Genomic DNA, 17813 nt, shown 5'->3' on the forward strand with positions numbered 1-17813 from the left:
CGTCATTTCAGGCCCGCGCGCTGGCGCCGGATCACCTTGCCCGAGACCATGAACGTGCCGTCGCCCTTGTAGTGCAGGGTCTCGGGATGGCGCGGCCGCGGCGCGACGCGCGCCGCCACCACTTCCCAGATGAAGAAATCGTAGCGTCCCACAAGGCTGTCGTCGTGCAGCCGGCACTCGAACTGGGCGTGACACTCGCGGATCGACGGCGCCGCCACCCGCTCGCTGGCCTCCGGCGTGAGGCCGAAGGCGGCGAACTTGTCGACCTCGGCGCCGGTGGTCGAACCGACGCCCAGCACCGCCTCGAGCTGCCGCGTCGTCGGCAGGTTGATCACACATTCGCCGCTGGCGCGGATCAGGCCGTGGCTGTGGTTGGCGGATGAGATCACGCAGCCGATCAGCGACGGACTGAATTCCATCACCGCGTGCCATCCCATCACCATGACGTCGCGCTCATCGGCATGGCACGAGGTCACCAGCACCACCGGTCCCGGTTCCAGGTAACGCCGCACCTCGTGCAGCGGCAGGTCGTGCTTGCGTGCCATCCGTCCTCCGTCGTGAGCCCGTCCGTATTATCGCCCCGCCCCGACACGCCCGGCGTACGCTTGCCGTCACCGCACACGACAGCAGGAAAATTCTAGCGCCGCCGCGCCGTGGGGGCGGACAATCGGACAAGATACGACCCGACCGCTGCCGCCACCAACAGACACGAGGCTTGCCATGGATTCCGGCCCACCCGCCCCCACCAGGATCGCCTTTCTCGACTTCGAACTGCTGCTCGCCCAGCGCCTGCTGCTGCGCGCCGGCCAGCCGCTGCCGATCGGCGCGCGCGCCTACGACCTGCTGGCGTTGCTGGCCTCCCGACCGGGCAACATATTGAGCAACCGCGCGCTGATGGCCGGGGTGTGGCCGAATACGGTGGTGGTCGAGGCCAACCTGCGGGTGCAGATCGCGGCCCTGCGCAAGGTGCTGGGCGACGCCGGCAGCGCGATCGTGAACGTGGCCGGACGCGGTTATGCCTTCACCGCGCTGCCCGGCCCGCAGATTGCCCCGGATGCTCAGGCCCCGGCCGGCGCCACCGCCCCCTGCAGCGCCTCGATGGTCGCCGGCTTGGTCAGGTGCACGTCGAAGCCGGCCGCCAGCGCGCGCGCGACGTCGGCCTGCTGGCCGTATCCGGTCAGCGCCACCAGCCGCAGCGCGGCGCCGGCGGCCGGTCCGCCCGCAGCCGGTGCGCCCGCATCGGCGCGCAAGGCCGCGGCCAGCGCATAGCCATCCATATCGGGCAGGCCGATGTCGAGGATCGCCACCTCGGGCGGTTCGGCCAGGGCCAGCGCGCGCGCCTGGGCCGCGCTGTGGGCGACCCGCACCGCATGGCCCAGATGGCGCAGCAGCAGTGCGCTGGCTGCGGCCGCATCTTCGTTGTCGTCGACCAGCAGAATGTGGCGACCCGGCGCCGCCGGCGCCAGCGGGCCCGGCTCGCTCGCCGCGCTCGGCGCGCCGAGCGGCAGGATCACCTCGAAGCGACTGCCGGCGCCCGGGCCGGCGCTGTGGGCCGCGACCCGGCCGCCATGCAGCTGGGCGATCTCGCGCACGATCGCCAGGCCCAGTCCGAGGCCGCCGGTGCGCCGCGCCAGCTGCTGCGGCGCCTGGTAGAACGGCTCGAACACGCGCGCCAGCAGTTCCGGCGCCATGCCAGCGCCGTTGTCGCTCACGCCCAGCACCGCCTCGCCATCGAGCACCTCCAGCGTGACGCGGGTGTCGCTGCTGCCGAAGCGGGCCGCGTTCGACAGCAGGTTGCCCAGCACCTGCACCAGGCGCGTCTCGTCGCCATCCACCCAGACCTCCGGCGGCGCCTCCAGGGCGATCGGCTCGCCCGGCAGGGCCGCCACCGCGTGGCGCGCCAGTTCGGCCAGGTTCAGCGGGCGGGTCTCGATCGCCAGCTTGCCGGAGGCGATGCGCGAGACGTCCAGCAAGTCGTCGACCAGGCGCCGCAGGTGGGTCACCTGGCGCCGCATGACGCCGCGCTCGCGCTGGCTGCCCGGTTCGTCGCGCAAGTCCATCAGGTCGAGCGAGGTCAGGATCGGGCTGAGCGGATTGCGCAGTTCGTGGCCCAGCATGGCCAGGAAGGCGTCCTTGGCCTGGCCGGCCTGGCGCGCCTGGGCCAGCGCCTCCTCGAGCGACGCCAGCAGGCGCGAACGCTCCTCTTCCTGTGCCGCGCGCCGGCTGGCGGCGGCCTCCAGCGCCTGGCCCATCTCGCGGATTTCCTTGATCCGCGACGGCGCCACCCGCACGGTCCCCGCGCTGCCCAGGGCGGCGGCGCCGGCCTGCACGCTCTCGATGCGGCGCACGATGCGGCCCGAGAGCCACGAGGCCAGCGCGATGCAGGCGCTCAGCACCACCCAGGCGCCCAGCACATAGACCGCGAAGCGCTGGAAGAAGCCCACCCCGAAGCCGGCGCTGGGGGCGCCCACCGCCACCACCCAGCCATAGCGCGGCGAAGTGGTGTAGGCGCTGATCACGTCGTCGCCTTCGAGCGCGGTGGTGGGGCCCACGCCTTCCGGGCCGCCGCTGCGCATCAGCGCCGTGAGCGAAGCGCTGGGGCCGCCGACCACGGTGCGTTCCTGGTCGCGCGAGCGCGCCACCAGCGCGCCGCCGCCATCCATCACGGCGATCACGGACTCGGGCGGGATCTTCTGGCGCATGATCACGTCCAGGAAGCTGTCCGGCTGGACCACAGCGGTCAGCACCCAGGGCTGGCCGTCGAGCCCCGTGACCGGGATCCGCACCGGCACCGCCGGGCGCCCGCCCTGCCCGCGCGCGACGCGGCCGGCCATCGGGCGGCGCTCCTCCATCGCCTGGTGCAGGCTGCCCGGGTCGGCGACGCGCGCCGCCGGCGCGCCGTACGGCGCCATGGTGCGAAACAGGGGCCGGCCGTCGGCGCCGGTCAGCACGACGCCCAGCCAGTCGGGCCGCGACAGGCGGCTGGCCGTCTCGTGGAAGGCCTGCAGGTCGCCGCTGGCGAGCTGGGGACTCTTGGCGATGCCGCTCAGGGCGGCCACGGTGGCGTCCAGCTCGGCGTCGATGGCGCTCGACAGCGCGCGCGCGTGGCCGACCATCATCCTCTCTTGTTCCTGTTCCAGATACAGGCCGGCGCCGTGGATGGTCCAGACCCCCAGCAGGGCAAGCGGCAGCAGGCCGATCGCGGTGAGCAGGATCAGGAGGTGTCGAAGGGACAGGACGGGTCCGGCAACGGCGCGCATGGGTGTTCCAGAGGGGAAATTTTCATTATAGGATGAGCCGGCGTCATCCTTGCGGTTTTTGCGGGATCGCCGATGAGGGTCAGCGCGGAATCGACAGCGCCAACGTTTCCTTCAGCTCTTCCATCACCACATAGCTCTTCGACTGGCCGGCGTCGGCCACATGCAGGATCTCGCCCAGCAGGCGCCGGTATTCGGACATCTCGGGGATGCGCGCCTTGATCAGGTAGTCGAAGTCGCCCGACACCAGGTGGCATTCCATCACCTCGGGAATGGCCAGCATCGCGCGCCGGAAGCGTTCGAAGGCCTTGTCGGATTTCTGGTGCAGGTTGATCTCGACGAACACCAGGATCTGCATGCCCAGCGCCTGCGGATTGATGCGCGCGTAGTAGCCCTGGATGACGCCGTCGCGCTCCATGCGCTTGACCCGCTCGATGCAGGGCGTGAGCGACAGCCCGACCTGCTCGGCCAGGTCTTTCATCACGATCCGCGCATCCTGCTGCAGGATGGACAGGATGTGCAGGTCGATCCGGTCCAGGATGCGGTTCGAGGCTTTTTGTACGCGCATGGCTCAAATCCAGAATATTTGCTGAAAAATGACGTGTTAACAGAAACAATTATCTCCCTACCCGCGCTACGATGGCAACCTTTTCTGGATTCAGCTTTCGAGGGATATATGCGAGTCATCGTATTGGGCAGCGGCGTGGTCGGCGTCACCACCGCGTATTACCTGGCGCAGGCCGGCCACGAGGTCACCGTCATCGACCGCCAGCCCGGCCCCGCCCACGAGACCAGTTTTGCCAATGCCGGCCAGATCTCGCCCGGCTATGCCTCGCCCTGGGCCGCGCCCGGCATTCCGCTCAAGGCCGCCAAGTGGCTGTTCCAGCGCCACGCGCCACTGGCGATCCGTCCCGACGGCTCGCTGTTCCAGCTTGCCTGGATGTGGGAGATGTACCGCAACTGCGATCCAGGCCGCTACGCCGTCAACAAGGAACGCATGGTGCGCCTAGCCGAATACAGCCGCGATTGCATGCGCGCGCTGCGGCGCGACACCGGCATCGCCTACGAAGGCCGCCAGCAGGGCACGGTGCAGCTGTTCCGCACCCGCCAGCAGTTCGACGGTGCGGCCAAGGACATCGAGGTGCTGCGCGACGCCGGCGTCGCCTACGAAGTGCTGGAAGGCGCGCAGTTGGCCACGGCCGAACCGGCGCTGGCCAATGTGGCCGACAAGCTGGTCGGCGGCCTGCGCCTGCCGAACGACGAAACCGGCGACTGCCAGCTGTTCACCACCCGCCTCACGGCCATGGCGCGCGAGCTGGGCGTGCGCTTCGAATTCGACACAGCGATCCGCCATCTGAATGAAGCGGGCGGCGAGGTCGTCTCGGTTGACACCGACAAGGGCGTATTCGCCGCGGACCGATTTGTGCTGGCCCTGGGCAGCTACTCGCGCCTGCTGCTGCAGCGCTGGTTCCCGCTGCCGGTCTATCCAATGAAAGGCTATTCGCTGACGGTGCCGATCACGGACGCTGCGCGCGCGCCTGTGTCGACCATCCTCGACGAAACCTACAAGATCGCCGTGACCCGCTTCGACGACCGCATCCGCGTTGGCGGCATGGCCGAGCTCTCCGGCTACAACCTCGATCTCAATCCGCGCCGCCGTGAAACCCTGGAACTGGTCGTCAACGACCTGTTCCCGGGCGCGGGCGACACGGCCCAGGCCAGCTTCTGGACCGGCCTGCGTCCGATGACGCCGGACAGCACCCCGGTGGTGGGCGCCACGCCGCTGCGCAACCTGTTCCTGAACACCGGCCACGGCACGCTGGGCTGGACCATGGCGGCCGGTTCGGCCAGCGTGATCGCCGATCTGGTGGGCGGCAAGGCGCCGTCGATCCGCGCCGACGACCTGGCCGTGTTCCGCTACGCGGGCAGCGGCAGCGGCGCCGCCCCCGGCAAGCTGGCGCAGGCTTGACCCGATGAGCGACCAGGCAAGCTGCGCCCGCGCCGGGGCCATCCTCACGATCGACCTGGACGCGGTGCGCGCCAACTACCGCCTGCTGCGCGAACGCGGTCAGGCCGGTGGCGCGCAGGCCGCCTGCGCGTCCGTGCTGAAGGCCGACGCCTACGGACTCGGCATGGACAAGGTCGCGCAGGCGCTGGTGCGCGAAGGCTGCCGCAGCTTCTTCGTGGCCCACCTCGACGAAGGCATCCGCCTGCGCCAGCTCGTGCCCGCGGATTGCACCATCCACGTGATGCATGGCGCGATGCCGGGCACGGCGCGCGACTGCGTCGAGCACGACCTGGTGCCGGTGCTGAACGACCGTGGCCAGGTGGCCGAATGGCGCACGCTGGCACGTGAGCTCGGCCGAGAACTGCCGGCCGCGCTCCAGGTCGATACCGGCATGTCGCGCATGGGCCTGGCCCCGTTTGACCTCGACCGCCTGCGCCAGGATCCGGCCTGGCTGGAAGGCATCGACCTACGCCTGGTGATGAGCCACCTGGCCTGCGCCGACGAACCGGCGCACCCGCTCAACGAGCGCCAGCGCCAGCGCTTCGAAGAGGTGCGCGCGCTGTTCCCAGGCGTGCCGGCCAGCCTGGCCAATTCCTCGGGTGTGTTCCTGGGCGGCGCCTGGCACTTCGACCTGCTGCGCCCGGGGTGCGCGCTATACGGCATCAATCCCCAGCCGGGTCACGCCAATCCGCTGGCGCAGGCGGTGTCGCTGGCGGCGCGCGTGGTGCAGCTGCGCACCGTGGCCGCAGGCGACATCGTCGGCTATGGCGCGCGCTATATCGCGCAGGGCGAGCGCCGCATCGCCACCATCGCCATCGGCTATGCCGACGGCTGGCTGCGCGCCCTCACCGGCCACTCGTGGGCTTTCGTGGACGGCGTGGCCGTGCCTTTCGCCGGCACCGTGTCGATGGACAGCATCACACTCGACGTCACCGGCATCCCCGAAGCGCGGATCGCGCCGGGCCAGACGGTCGACCTCCTGTGCCCGCAGCAGACGGTGGACGAGGTCGCGGGCCAGGCCGGCACCATCGGTTACGAGGTGCTGACCCGCCTGGGTGCGCGCTTTTACCGTCAATACGTCGGCGGCTAGAACAACTCCAGGTTCGGCGATGGCGGCGGCGCGGCCCGCTTCGGCGCCAGTGGTGCCGGCCACGCTTTCATGGCCTCGGCCGGATAATGCCGCAGGAAGCTGCGCGCGACGTCGGTATCGCGGCAGGCCAGCCAGTCCCCCACTTCTTCCTGCCCCAGCAGCACCAGCGAGCGCTTCTCGTCGCCCGGCTTGTGCATGCGCCGCATCAGCGGATGGTCGTCGGCGTTGATGGTGATCTGGGTGAAGGCGGTCGACATCGCGCCATCGGCCTCCTGCCACTCGCGCCACAGGCCCGCCACCCAGAACAGCCCTTCGTCGGCCATGCCGATCGCGGTGCGCTCGGCGCGCCCGCTCTCGTAGCACGGCTCGTAGAACCACAGCATCGGCACGGCGCACAGCTGCAGGCGACGCCAGGCCGGGGCGAACGAGCGCCGCTCGAGCAGCGATTCGGCGCGCGCATTCATGGTGTCGAAGGGTTTCACCTCGTGCGGGATGTGGCGCCGCGGCACCATGCCGTAGCTGGCCACGCAGGCTTCCAGCGGCAAGCCGGGCGCGGCGCGCAGGATCGGCGCCGCGTAATCCTTCCAGGTTTCCTCGGGCCAGTGCCAGTCGCCTGGCAGGATGCTGAAGGCGCCAATGCGGCCATTGAACTGCTCGGGTGTCGGGGGGCGATAATTAACGCACATGAAAAGGGCCTGGAAATTGTTGCCTAATAATAACAGTGGCGACGAACATGGCGTCTTCCATGTTATCCGAAGTGTAAAATGCATCGTCCACTTTTTATCATTCGCACCGATGCCGCCAGCCAGCCTTCCCTTCCTGCCCGCCACTGACGAGACGTCGCGACTGATACTAGCATTCCCCTGGGATACCACGAGCCTGGGCCCGATCGAAGACTGGCCGACCGTACTCAAGACCACGGTGGCCCTGATCATGGCCACCCCGGCGCCGATCGTCACCCTGTGGGGCGAGGACGGCTACATGATCTACAACGACGCCTACCGGGTGTTCGCCGGCGGGCGCCATCCGGTGCTGCTCGGCTCCAAGGTGCGCGAAGGCTGGCCCGAGGTGGCCGACTTCAACGACAACGTGATGAAGGTGGGCCTGGCGGGCGGCACCCTCAGCTACCAGGACCAGGAACTGACCCTGCACCGCAGCGGCCAGCCCGAGCCGGTCTGGATGAACCTCGATTATTCGCCGATCCGCGACCAGGACGGCGCCATCGCCGGCGTGATGTCGGTGGTGGTCGAGACCTCCAGCAAGGTCAAGGCCGAGCGCCATGTGCGCGCCGAACGCGAGCGCCTGAACTCGATGTTCGAACAGGCGCCCGGCTTCATCTGCCTGCTCGAGGGCCGCGAGCATCGCTACGCGCTGGCCAACGACGCCTATCGCGCGCTGACCGGCAACCGTCCTCTCCTGGGCATGCCGGCGGCACAGGCGGTGCCCGAACTGGCCGAACGCGGCATCGTCGACGTGCTCGACCGCTGCTTCGCCGACGGCACGACCTTCCGCGCCGAGGGTGTCGGACTCACGCTGCGCAATCCCGGCCTGGACGCGCCGGTGCACTTCTTCATCGACTTCGTGCTGCAGCCGCTGCGCGACGCGAACGGCGCCGTGTTTGCCACCTTCGTGGAAGGCAACGACGTCACCGAACGGGTGACCACCGAACGCGCGCTGCGCACCAGCGAAGCGCGCTTTCGCACCTTCGCCCAGGCCATGCCCAACCACGTGTGGGCGGCACGCGCGGACGGCAGCGTCGAATGGATCAACGACCGCGTGCACGAATATGCCAGCGCCGGCGCCGATCCGCAGGGTGTGCTGGGCCGCGGCTGGGGCGCGCTGGTGCACCCGGACGACGTCGCGCGCTACCGCACGCTGTGGGACGCCAGCGTGGCGTCCGGCGCCCCGCTCGACGCCCAGATCCGGCTGCGCCGCCATGATGGCGAATACCGCTGGCACCTGGTGCGCGCACGGCGCTCGCCGGGCGAGGCCGGCGACGGCGCGCTGTGGATCGGCAGCAGCATCGACATCGAGGAACAGAAGCGCGCCAGCGAGGCGCTGGCCGTCGCCAACGCCACCCTCGAGGAACGGGTCGAGCGCCGCACGGCCGAGCGCGACCGCATGTGGCGGCTGTCGAAGGACATCATGCTGGTGGCCGACCTCCAGGGCGCCCTGTTCGCGGTGAATCCGGCGTTCACGGCCATCCTCGGCTGGACCGAGGCCGAGGTGCAGGCCACCTCGCTGCTCGAGCTGGTGCATCCGGACGACCGCGCGCCGACCGCGACCCAGATCGACGCGCTGCGCCTCGGGGGCCAGGTGTTCCGCTTCGAGAACCGCTGGCGTCGCAAGAACGGCAGCTGGTGCCACCTGTCCTGGACCGCCTCGCCCGACCAGCAGTACATCCACGCGGTAGGCCGCGACATCAGCACCGACCTGGCCCAGATGGAAGCCATGCGGCGCACCGAGGCCGCGCTGCAGCAGGCGCAGAAGATGGAAACCATCGGCAAGCTGACCGGCGGCGTGGCGCACGATTTCAACAACCTGCTGCAAGTCATCGGCGGCAACCTGCAACTGATCGCGCGCCGCGCCGACGGCCTGCCCGAGATCAAGAAGCGCGTCGAGAACGCGATGAACGGCGTCGAGCGCGGCGCCAAGCTGGCCAGCTCCCTGCTGTCGTTCGCGCGCCGCCAGCCGCTCGAGCCGAAGGCGGTCAAGATCGGGCGCCTGCTGGGCAGCATGGAAGACATGATGCGGCGCTCCCTGGGCGAGGAGATCGACGTCGAGATGGTGATCTCGGGCGGCCTGTGGACCACCGAGGTCGACCCGGCCCAGCTCGAGAACGCGATCCTGAACCTGGCGATCAATGCGCGCGACGCCATGGACGGCGCCGGCAAGCTGACCCTCGAGGTCGCCAACGCCGCACTGGACGCCGGCTACTGCGCCGCCCATCCCGAGGTCGCGCCCGGCCAGTATGTGCTGCTGGCCGTCAGCGACACCGGCAGCGGCATGCCGCAGGAAGTCATCGACCAGGCCTTCGAGCCCTTCTTCTCGACCAAGCCCGAGGGCAAGGGCACCGGCCTGGGGCTGTCGATGGTATATGGCCTGGTCAAGCAGTCGGGCGGCCACGTCAAGATCTACAGCGAGGTCGGCGAAGGCAGCACCGTCAAGATCTACCTGCCACGCTCGCTGCGGGCCGAGGATCACGCCGGCGAACAGCTGGCGCAGCCGGCGACCGGCGGCCACGAGACCGTGCTGGTGGTCGAAGACGACGAGCAGGTGCGCCTGACCGTGGTCGACCTGCTGGCCGACCTGGGTTACCGGGTGCTGCGCGCCAACGACGCCGCCTCGGCCCTGACCGTGATCGACAGCGGCATCCACATCGACCTGCTGTTTACCGACGTCGTCATGCCGGGCCCCTTGCGCAGCCCGGAGCTGGCGAAGAAGGCGCGCGAGCGCCTGCCCAACGTCGCGGTGCTGTTCACTTCGGGCTATACCGAGAACGCGATCGTGCACGGCGGCCGCCTCGATCCGGGCGTCGAACTGCTCGGCAAGCCCTATACCCGCGACAACCTGGCGCGCAAGATCCGCCACGTGCTGGCCAACCAGCAGCAAAAGAACGCCGCCCTGCAGCCATCGCCCGGCGCCGCCGCGCCGGCCGGCTCGAAGGCGCGCGTGCTGCTGGTGGAAGACGAGGACGACATCCGCGAGAACACCGCGGAACTGTTGCGCATCATGGGCTACGAGGTGCTGGACGCAGCCAGCGCCGAAGCGGCGCAGGCGCTGCTGGACAGGCAGCCGGACATCGTGCTGACCGACCTGCAGCTGCCGGGCATGAGCGGGGAGGCGCTGGCGCACACGGTCAGGCAAAGACTGCCGCGCGCGCGGATCGTCTTCATGAGCGGGGCGAGCCACGCATCGGATGCGGCGGACGCGCACTTGCCCAAGCCCTACGATGCCGGGCAGCTGGAGGCGTTGCTGGAAAAGCTGGCCTAGAACTGGTGGTTCACGCCCAGATCGAGGTGGCGGACGCGTTGCGGCGCCTTCTTGCTCGACACGTCGGCGTAGAGACGCGTGCGCTTCGATAAGTCATACTCGTAGCCCAGCGAGGCCTGCCTGGCCGTGGACGACTCGTCCACGTCCTTCCAGCCGTAACCCGCCAGCACCCGGCCGGGGCCGAGCACCTGCTGCAGGCCGATAACCCAGGCCTTGCTGTGCGCCTGTACGACCCGGGTATGGGACTGGTCCTGCCTGGTATGCGACACCATCACCCGCGTCGACGGCGTCGGCACCAGCGACACCCCGGCGGAGTACAGGCGGCTTTCGACGGCATTGCGCTCGAAGGCCAGCATCAGCGACAGGTCCTTGCGACGGTAGGTCGCCGTCAGCGATACCGGCGTGCTTGATGGCGCCGCGTTCGCGGGATATTGCGGGTCCTGCGCGCTGCCCTTGCCGATCAGGGGCGCCCCCCCATTCGCCTCGCGCGTGCCGACGGTCGCATTGAGCTGCATGCCGGCCACCTCGGGCGAGTTGTAGAACAGCCCATTCGACATCCGGTTGGTCGAGTTGCCGACCGGGCCAAGCGGGTCGGACGTGAAGCCCGCAATGGTGAGATCTGTCTGGAAACCGGCCGGCGTCGGCGACCCGTACCACGGGTCGAAGGCCGCGCTCGATTCCTGGAAGGCGGTGAGGCCGCGCCCCAGCCTCACCGTTCCGAAAGCGCCTCTCAGGCCGACCCGGCTCTGTCCCTGGAACAGCGGACGCTGCGCGCCTCCCGGCCCTTGCTCGGCGCTGCCGGTGTCCGGCTCGTAGCGGATCTCGAGCTGGAACAAGGCATCGAGGCCGTTGCCGAGCGCTTCGCTGCCCTTGATGCCCAGTGTATTGTTGGCGCGCTTGCCGAGCGCCAGCGGCTGGCCGCTACGCTTGATCAAGCCGATATCGATATTGCCATAGAACTGGACCGACGATTGCGCGTAAGCGCTGCCGATGAATGCACTCAAAAGTGCCAGCGGCGCAAGCAGGATGTTCACGAAGATCAGGAATGAAACGATGTGGGAGTGGACAGTGCCGGAGCGGGCTCCGGCACTGGACGACGGGGGAATGACGGTGAGATGGCGGCGGGTCAGCCTGGCGGCAGGCCGGTCTGGGCTTTCTTGCTCAGCTCACGCAGCCACACGTCGTGCTGCTCGACGAGTCCCTTGGTGAACACATCGGTGGACCAGATGCCGAGGGTGCTGATCTGGGTTTCATCGGTGATCAACAGCGTCGTGCCATCCTCCAGCGGGTGCAGATACCAGGTGTGGTAGGCCAGCACCCCGTCCGCTTTTGCCACCCAGGCCAGGCGGCGCTCCTTCTCGAAATCGTGCACGGTCGACGTCAGGCGGAAGCCGAAGGTCGACCAGCGGAACTCCGACCCGGCCCGCAAGTAGGGGCCCGGCCAGATCGTGAACTCCACGTCCTGCGCGTTCGGATACCACTCGGGCCAGCTCTTGGCATACGTCAGCCAGGCCCAGACGGTGGCCGGCGGCGCTGGAATGACCAGCTCGTTGCGGGCGTACAGGGGGGCGGTTTCCGGCTTGTAGGCCTCGGGCCAGTTAATGTCATTGCGAGGGTCGTTGGTGGCATCGAAGCCGGCGGTAATAGTCATTTTACTTCTCCAGATAAAAGGTAAACGATGTCGAAAAGATGGATGACGATCGACATCTTTTTTATTATTCGCACGCCGGAAAATGGATGTCAATCATAATCTTCATGGCCGAAGACATTCGATTTCTTCTTGTATCTCACACAAAGAATGATTGTTTGAGTTTGTATCCAGGGGACCCTAGACTGGCGCGTCAAGCCTTTCGTAAGGCGTCAACCCGGATCGAATGGAGCACCAATGACCCAGAAATTCTATGCGATGGACATGCCCTTCTACAGCAGCCTGGGGGTCTATCCCTTCGAAGAGCGCTGCGAGATCGTCAAGGAGGTGGGCTATGACGCGATGCACCTGAGCGTATGGGATGGCCGCAACTGGGCCAGCACGGCGCCGCTGGCGCACGTCGGCGAACGCTACGGGCTCGAGGTAGCCGGCGTGTACATCGTGCTCGACCTGGCGCTGGGCGAACGCGACCTGCGCAACAGCGGCATTCTCACCATGATCGAGACGATGCCCGAGGGCTCGACCATCGAGCTGGCGATCCGCTCGGCCGGCCCGCTCCTCAACCGCTCCGATCCGGCCGGCGACGCCGCGGTATGCGCCTTGCTGCGACAGGCGCTCGCCATCGCCCAGGCGCGCGGCAGCCGCATCCTGCTGTACACCCATATCGGTTTCTGGCTCGACAAGCACGACGACGCGCTGCGCCTGTGCGAACAGATGGCGCATCCCAAGCTCGGCATGCTGTTCACCAGCGGTAACTGGTATATGGGCGGAGGCGACCAGCTCGCGGCCCTGCTGCGCCGCGCCCTGCCCTACATCAAGCAGGTCAACCTGGCGGGCGCCCGGCGCAGCCCGCTCGGCTTCATGGGCATCGCGACGATCGAACCGCTCGACGTCGGTGAACTGGACAATTTTGCGGTGGTCGCGCTGCTCAAGCGCCTGGGCTACGAAGGCTATATCGGTTACACCGGCTGGGAGGAAGGCGGCGACGCCTATCACAAGCTGGAACGGTCGCTGCGCATGCTGCGCGATATCGAACGCCGCGTGGCGCGCCACCCGCATTGGGGCAGCCACTTGGGCTGACTCTGCGCTTCAGCGCGCCAGCATGCCAACCAGCCAGCTCGCCAGGGGGCTGGACGCCGCGCGCGGATGCCAGGCGGCGATCAGCTCGAAGCCGGGCGGCACCACGTCGCCATCGAGCCGCACCCGCGCCAGGCCGGGATGCGGCAGCAGCCGCGATGGCAGGAAAGCCACCGCGCCGGTCGCCTCGAGCACCTGCGGCATCAGCAGGAAATGCGGCACCGACAGGATGATATTGCGCTCGAGTCCCAGCTGCTGGAGCCAGCCGTCGGCCGAGCCGACCAGGTTGGCGCGCGCCGGCGACACCACCACATGCTGCTGCTGCGCCAGCGCCTTCAGGCTCAGGCGCTTGCCCGCGAGCGGCGAAGCGGCCGCCGCCACGCACACGTAATGCTCCTGGAACAGGACGCGGCGCTCGAAACTGGCCGGCACATTGGCGGGGATATTCACCGCCAGGTCGATCTCGCCGCTGCCCATCCTGGCCGGCAAGGTGTCGACCTCGGCTTCGCTCAGGATCAGCTTCAGGTGCGGCGCCTGGTCGCGGATGGCGCGCAGGCGCGGCGCGACCGCCACCGCATGGGCGTAATCCGAGGCGGAGATATTCACCGTCGCCCGCACTTCCATTGGATCGAAGGGGCCGCGCTCGACCAGCCGCTCGAGCGCGGCCAGGATCGCATTGATCTCGCTCCCCATCTCCAGCGCCAGCGCGGTCGGCAGCACGCCCCGTCCGGTGCGCACGAACAGCGGATCGCCGAATACTTCGCGCAGGGTCGCCAGGTTGGCGCTGATGGCCTGCTGCGTCAATCCCATCTGGTCCGCGACCTGGCTCAGGTTGCCGTCCTTGAGCAAGGCCGCCATGATGCGCAGCTGCTTGATGCCCAGCCTCGATAATTTGTTCATATTTGTATCTTATACCAAAAACGATTGTTGGATTTTGTTTCGGCCACTGCCTATGCTCATCGCTCCATACACCTCAACAGGGAGCAGAAACATGAAAATGACGTGCAACACGATCCTGATCACCGGCGGCGCCTCGGGCATCGGCCGCGGCCTGGCCGAAGCCTTCCACCGGCTCGGCAACCAGGTCATCGTCGCCGGGCGGCGCAAAGACTACCTCGATGCCGTGACGCAGGCAAATCCGGGCATGCGCGCCATCGAACTCGACGTGACCGACCAGGAAAGCATTGCCGAGGCCAGTGCGCGGGTGCTGCGCGACTTCCCTTCGCTGGATGTCCTGATCAACAACGCGGGCGTGATGGCGATCGACAACCCGGCCGAACCGATCGACGACCGCATGCTGGTCGACAGCGTCGCCACCAATTTTCTCGGCCCGATCCGCCTGACCTCGGCCCTGGTCGAACACCTGAAAACCCGACCCGCATCGACCATCGTCAACGTCACCTCGGGCATGGGCTTCGTGCCGTTCGCGATCGGCGCGGTCTATTCGGCCAGCAAGGCCGCGCTGCACTCCTGGACCATGACCCTGCGCTACCAGCTCGAAGGCAGCACGGTCAAGGTGGTGGAACTGGCCCCGCCCTGGGTGCGCACCGATCTGCTGAACAGCAATGAGGCCGAAGGCGCCATGCCGCGCGCCGAATTCATCGCCGAATCCATGGCCTTGCTGGCCACCGGCGCCGACGAAGTCCTGGTGGACCGGGTGCGCAGGATCCGCGCCAATCCAGGCCCCAACGAAGCGGCCTATTTCCAGGAATTCAATGACATGATGCTCAAGGGCTGAGCCGCCCGCAGCCGCTTCCCCGCGCATTCCGGCGCCGGGGGCTTCCATTTCCTTCCACGCCCGACATGAACACACAACACGACCGCATGCCCGCCGGCGTGATCGCGCTGGCAATCAGCGCCTTCGCCATCGGCAGTTCCGAATTCATCGTGGTCGGCATCCTGCCGTCCATCGCCGCCGACCTCCGGATTTCCCTCGACAGCGCTGGCGCCCTGGTGAGCCTGTACGCACTGGCGCTCGCGCTGGGCACACCGCTGCTGGTGCTCGCCCTGTCGCGTCTCGCACGTACCCGGGTGCTGGCCGGACTGCTCGTCGCCTTCTTGCTCGGCAACCTGGCGTCGGCGTTTTCGACGAGCTACGCCATGCTGCTGGCCGGACGCGTCGTGACGGCAGTCGCCCACGGCGCATTCTTCGCCATCGGCGCCACCGTGGCGGCCGCGCTGGTCGCGTCACAACAGGCCGGCCGCGCGATCGCCACCATGTTCGCCGGGCTGACGCTGGCGATGGTGATCGGGGTACCGCTCGGCAGCTTCCTGGGCAACCTGATGGAGTGGCGCCTGCCCTTCCTCGCCGTGGCGCTGCTGGCCGCCATCGGTCTGGGCGCGATGCTGCGCTGGCTGCCCGGCCAGCTCCCCCAGGGCGGCGCAGGCAAGGCCAGCGCGCAGCTGGCGGCGCTGGCCAGTCCCGCCATCCTGTCGATGATGGCGGTGACCGTGCTGGGCTTCGGCGCCAGCTTCGCCGCCTTCACCTTCATCACGCCGATCCTGACCGACATTTCCGGCTTCTCGGCCGCCACCGCCAGCGCGCTGCTGGTCGTGTTCGGCGCTGCGACCTTCGTCGGCAACCTGGTGGGCGGACGCCTCGTTACCCGCTACGGCTGGGCCTGTACGTTGGCCGGCATGCTGGTCGGGCTGGCGCTGGCCCAGGCGCTCATCGCACTCGTCATCCGCTCGCAGACGCCAATAGTGGCAATGTTGTTCGTGTGGGGCCTGTTCGCCTTCGGCCTGGGCCCTCCGCTCCAGGCGGCGATGCTGGCCACCGCGCAACGCTACACCCCGCAGGCCATGGACTTCGCCTCCAGCCTGAACATTTCGGCATTCAATCTGGGCATTTCGATGGGTGCCCTGTGCGGCAGCCTGATCGTCGCCCGCGGCGCCATGGAACTGACGCCGTGGGCCGGCAGCGTGGCCGCACTGGCCGCACTGCTGCCCCTGGCGGCGCTTGCCGTGCTTCATGCCAGGCCAACGACGGACGCCGTCCAACCCGCCATTACTCGCTAGGATTGACCATGCTTTCACCATCTTCACGCCCGTATTCCACCCTGCCCGGCTTCACGCGCTGCTTCGCGCCGGGCCGGCTGACCCTCGGCCTGTTCTATCCGATCGAAGCCTACCAGGGCGACGCGCCCAGCATGGAAGGCCACGCCGAGCGGGCGCAGGAAGCCGAAGCCGCCGGCTTCGCCTCGCTGTTCATCCGCGACGTGCCGCTGCGCGACCCGGGCTTCGGCGACCTCGGCCAGATCTTCGATCCCTTCGTCTATCTCGGCTACCTGGCGGCCAAAACCTCGACCATCGCGCTCGGCACCGGCGGCATCGTGGTACCGCTGCGTAACCCGCTGCACGTGGCCAAGGCGGCCACCAGCGTCGACCGGCTCAGCGGGGGCCGCCTGCTGCTGGGCGTGGCCTCCGGCGACCGCCCGGTGGAGTTTCCCGCCTTCGGCGTCGACCCCGAGCGTCGCGGCGCGATCCTGCGCGAGCACCTGGCGGTGATGCGCACCGTCCAGGGCACCAGCTTCGAACCGGCGCGCTGGGAAGGCGGCGCGCTGGAGGGGGCCGACCTGGTGCCCAAGCCGCTGGCGCGGGAAGTGCCGCTGCTTGTCACCGGCAACAGTCGCCAGTCGGTGGACTGGATCGCCGAACATGCCCATGGCTGGATCACGTATCCCAGGCAGCTGGAACACCAGGAACTGCTGATTGCCACCTTCCGCGCCAGCGTGGCCGCCAGTTGCGGTGAGCAGTTCAAGCCATTCATCCAGTCCCTGTTCATCGACCTGGCGAACGATCCGGATGCCGCGCCGCAGCCGATCCACCTGGGCTACCGGCTGGGACGCAACCGGTTGCTCAAGCTGCTGGAGCTGCTGCAGGAGATCGGCGTCAACCAGGTGATCCTGAGCCTCAAGTACAGCGCCCGTCCGGCGCAGGACGTCATCGACGAGCTGCGGCGCCACATCGTGCTCCATTTTCCGGCGCTGGCGGCATGAACGTCTTCCCCTATCGTACGGCGTTGATCGTGGGCGCCGGCCCCGGCATCGGCGCCTCGCTGGCGCGCCAGCTGATCGCGCAGGGTGTCAGGGTGGCGCTGGGCGCGCGCGATCTCGCGCGCCTGCGTCCGCTGGCCGCCGACATCGGGGCCCTGGCGTTCGAGGCCGACGCAGCCGATCCCGCGTCGGTCGCCGAGCTGTTCGCGTGCGCCGAATGGGCCTATGGGCCCGCCGACGTCGTGGTCTACAATGCCGCGTCACGGCCGGCCCGCGCCTCGATTCTCACGCTCGACCCGCGGCAGGTGGGCGCCGACCTGGCGGCGTCGGCCTATGGCGGCTTTCTGGTGGTCCAGCAGGCCGCCCTGCGCATGGCGCCGGCGCGCCATGGCTGCATCGTCCTCTCCGGCGCCACGGCCAGCGTCAAGGGCTTCGCCGACTCGGCTCCGTTCGCGATGGGGAAGTTCGCCTTGCGCGGCCTGGCCCAGAGCGCGGCGCGCGAACTGGGGCCGCAAGGCATCCACGTGGCCCATATCGTGATCGACGGCCTGGTGCGCTCCGCGACGCGCGCCGACCCGCCGGCGCGACCGGACAGTACGCTCGACCCAGAGGCCATCGCGCGCAGCTACCTGGCCGTGATGCGGCAGGAGCGCAGCGCCTGGAGCCACGAGATCGACCTGAGGCCCTGGGTCGAGCCGTTCTGAGGCGGCAGGACAGCGCGCTGCGCGTTATACTCGCGCCAGCA

At 68.5% G+C, this 17813-nt stretch carries 15 protein-coding genes and 1 pseudogene; 9 read left to right on the forward strand and 7 right to left on the reverse strand.

Annotated features, from left to right (window positions below):
- Positions 1-2: 2 nt before the first annotated feature.
- Entirely contained in the window at positions 3-545 is a 543-nt protein-coding gene (locus SOM61_RS02365) for a flavin reductase family protein (RefSeq protein WP_320472600.1), read from the reverse strand.
- A gap of 175 nt (positions 546-720) precedes the next feature.
- On the opposite strand from SOM61_RS02365, the pseudogene SOM61_RS02370 reads away from it, so the two are divergent.
- Positions 721-1011 (forward strand): annotated as a pseudogene (locus SOM61_RS02370) (winged helix-turn-helix domain-containing protein); the annotation flags it as partial.
- Between the two features lie 47 nt (positions 1012-1058).
- On the opposite strand, the gene SOM61_RS02375 reads toward SOM61_RS02370, so the two are convergent.
- Together SOM61_RS02375 and SOM61_RS02380 are read right to left on the reverse strand one after the other, a co-directional pair.
- Positions 1059-3260, reverse strand: coding sequence for a hybrid sensor histidine kinase/response regulator (locus SOM61_RS02375; RefSeq protein WP_320472601.1), 2202 nt, complete (start codon positions 3258-3260; stop codon positions 1059-1061).
- A gap of 79 nt (positions 3261-3339) precedes the next feature.
- A complete protein-coding gene (locus SOM61_RS02380; protein WP_005667188.1) occupies positions 3340-3825 on the reverse strand; it encodes an Lrp/AsnC ligand binding domain-containing protein in 486 nt (161 codons plus the stop codon).
- 33 nt (positions 3826-3858) lie between these two features.
- Between SOM61_RS02380 and SOM61_RS02385 the strand changes: the two genes are divergently transcribed.
- Both SOM61_RS02385 and alr read left to right on the forward strand, forming a co-directional pair.
- A complete protein-coding gene (locus SOM61_RS02385; RefSeq protein ID WP_341850453.1) occupies positions 3859-5226 on the forward strand; it encodes a D-amino acid dehydrogenase in 1368 nt (455 codons plus the stop codon).
- Between the two features lie 4 nt (positions 5227-5230).
- Complete coding sequence (gene alr / locus SOM61_RS02390; protein ID WP_320472603.1) at positions 5231-6355, forward strand: alanine racemase; 1125 nt, start codon at positions 5231-5233, stop codon at positions 6353-6355.
- Here the strand turns inward: alr and SOM61_RS02395 are convergent.
- Positions 6352-7041, reverse strand: coding sequence for an SOS response-associated peptidase family protein (locus tag SOM61_RS02395; RefSeq protein ID WP_320472604.1), 690 nt, complete (start codon positions 7039-7041; stop codon positions 6352-6354). The genes alr and SOM61_RS02395 overlap by 4 nt on opposite strands.
- 109 nt (positions 7042-7150) lie before the next feature.
- On the opposite strand from SOM61_RS02395, the gene SOM61_RS02400 reads away from it, so the two are divergent.
- Complete coding sequence (locus tag SOM61_RS02400) at positions 7151-10348, forward strand: hybrid sensor histidine kinase/response regulator (protein ID WP_320472605.1); 3198 nt, start codon at positions 7151-7153, stop codon at positions 10346-10348.
- Here the strand turns inward: SOM61_RS02400 and SOM61_RS02405 are convergent.
- Together SOM61_RS02405 and SOM61_RS02410 are read right to left on the reverse strand one after the other, a co-directional pair.
- Entirely contained in the window at positions 10345-11382 is a 1038-nt protein-coding gene (locus SOM61_RS02405; RefSeq protein WP_320472606.1) for a porin, read from the reverse strand. The genes SOM61_RS02400 and SOM61_RS02405 overlap by 4 nt on opposite strands.
- 92 nt (positions 11383-11474) lie before the next feature.
- Positions 11475-11999 carry an SRPBCC family protein gene (locus tag SOM61_RS02410; RefSeq protein WP_320472607.1) on the reverse strand — a complete coding sequence of 175 codons (525 nt, stop codon included), beginning with the start codon at positions 11997-11999 and terminating at the stop codon, positions 11475-11477.
- A gap of 234 nt (positions 12000-12233) precedes the next feature.
- On the opposite strand from SOM61_RS02410, the gene SOM61_RS02415 reads away from it, so the two are divergent.
- Positions 12234-13076: a sugar phosphate isomerase/epimerase family protein gene (locus SOM61_RS02415; protein ID WP_320472608.1), complete on the forward strand. Its 843-nt coding sequence runs from the start codon at positions 12234-12236 to the stop codon at positions 13074-13076.
- Between the two features lie 9 nt (positions 13077-13085).
- Here the strand turns inward: SOM61_RS02415 and SOM61_RS02420 are convergent, their stop codons facing one another.
- The gene (locus SOM61_RS02420) at positions 13086-13973 is read right to left on the reverse strand and encodes a LysR family transcriptional regulator (protein ID WP_320472609.1); all 888 of its coding nucleotides are present in this window, start codon (positions 13971-13973) and stop codon (positions 13086-13088) included.
- Between the two features lie 91 nt (positions 13974-14064).
- On the opposite strand from SOM61_RS02420, the gene SOM61_RS02425 reads away from it, so the two are divergent.
- The 4 genes from SOM61_RS02425 (at position 14065) to SOM61_RS02440 (ending at position 17772) form a co-directional block, all read left to right on the forward strand.
- Entirely contained in the window at positions 14065-14811 is a 747-nt protein-coding gene (locus tag SOM61_RS02425; RefSeq protein WP_320472610.1) for an SDR family oxidoreductase, read from the forward strand.
- Between the two features lie 65 nt (positions 14812-14876).
- Positions 14877-16091, forward strand: coding sequence for an MFS transporter (locus SOM61_RS02430; protein ID WP_320472611.1), 1215 nt, complete (start codon positions 14877-14879; stop codon positions 16089-16091).
- A gap of 8 nt (positions 16092-16099) precedes the next feature.
- Positions 16100-17071, forward strand: a complete 972-nt coding sequence (locus tag SOM61_RS02435) for an LLM class oxidoreductase (protein WP_320472612.1) — start codon at positions 16100-16102, stop codon at positions 17069-17071.
- Positions 17068-17772, forward strand: a complete 705-nt coding sequence (locus SOM61_RS02440; protein WP_320472613.1) for an SDR family oxidoreductase — start codon at positions 17068-17070, stop codon at positions 17770-17772. The genes SOM61_RS02435 and SOM61_RS02440 overlap by 4 nt, the downstream gene beginning before the upstream one ends.
- The last annotated feature ends 41 nt before the right edge of the window (positions 17773-17813 follow it).

This window comes from Massilia sp. CFBP9012 (assembly GCF_034045115.1).
In the GTDB taxonomy this organism is placed as follows: Bacteria; Pseudomonadota; Gammaproteobacteria; order Burkholderiales; family Burkholderiaceae_D; genus Telluria.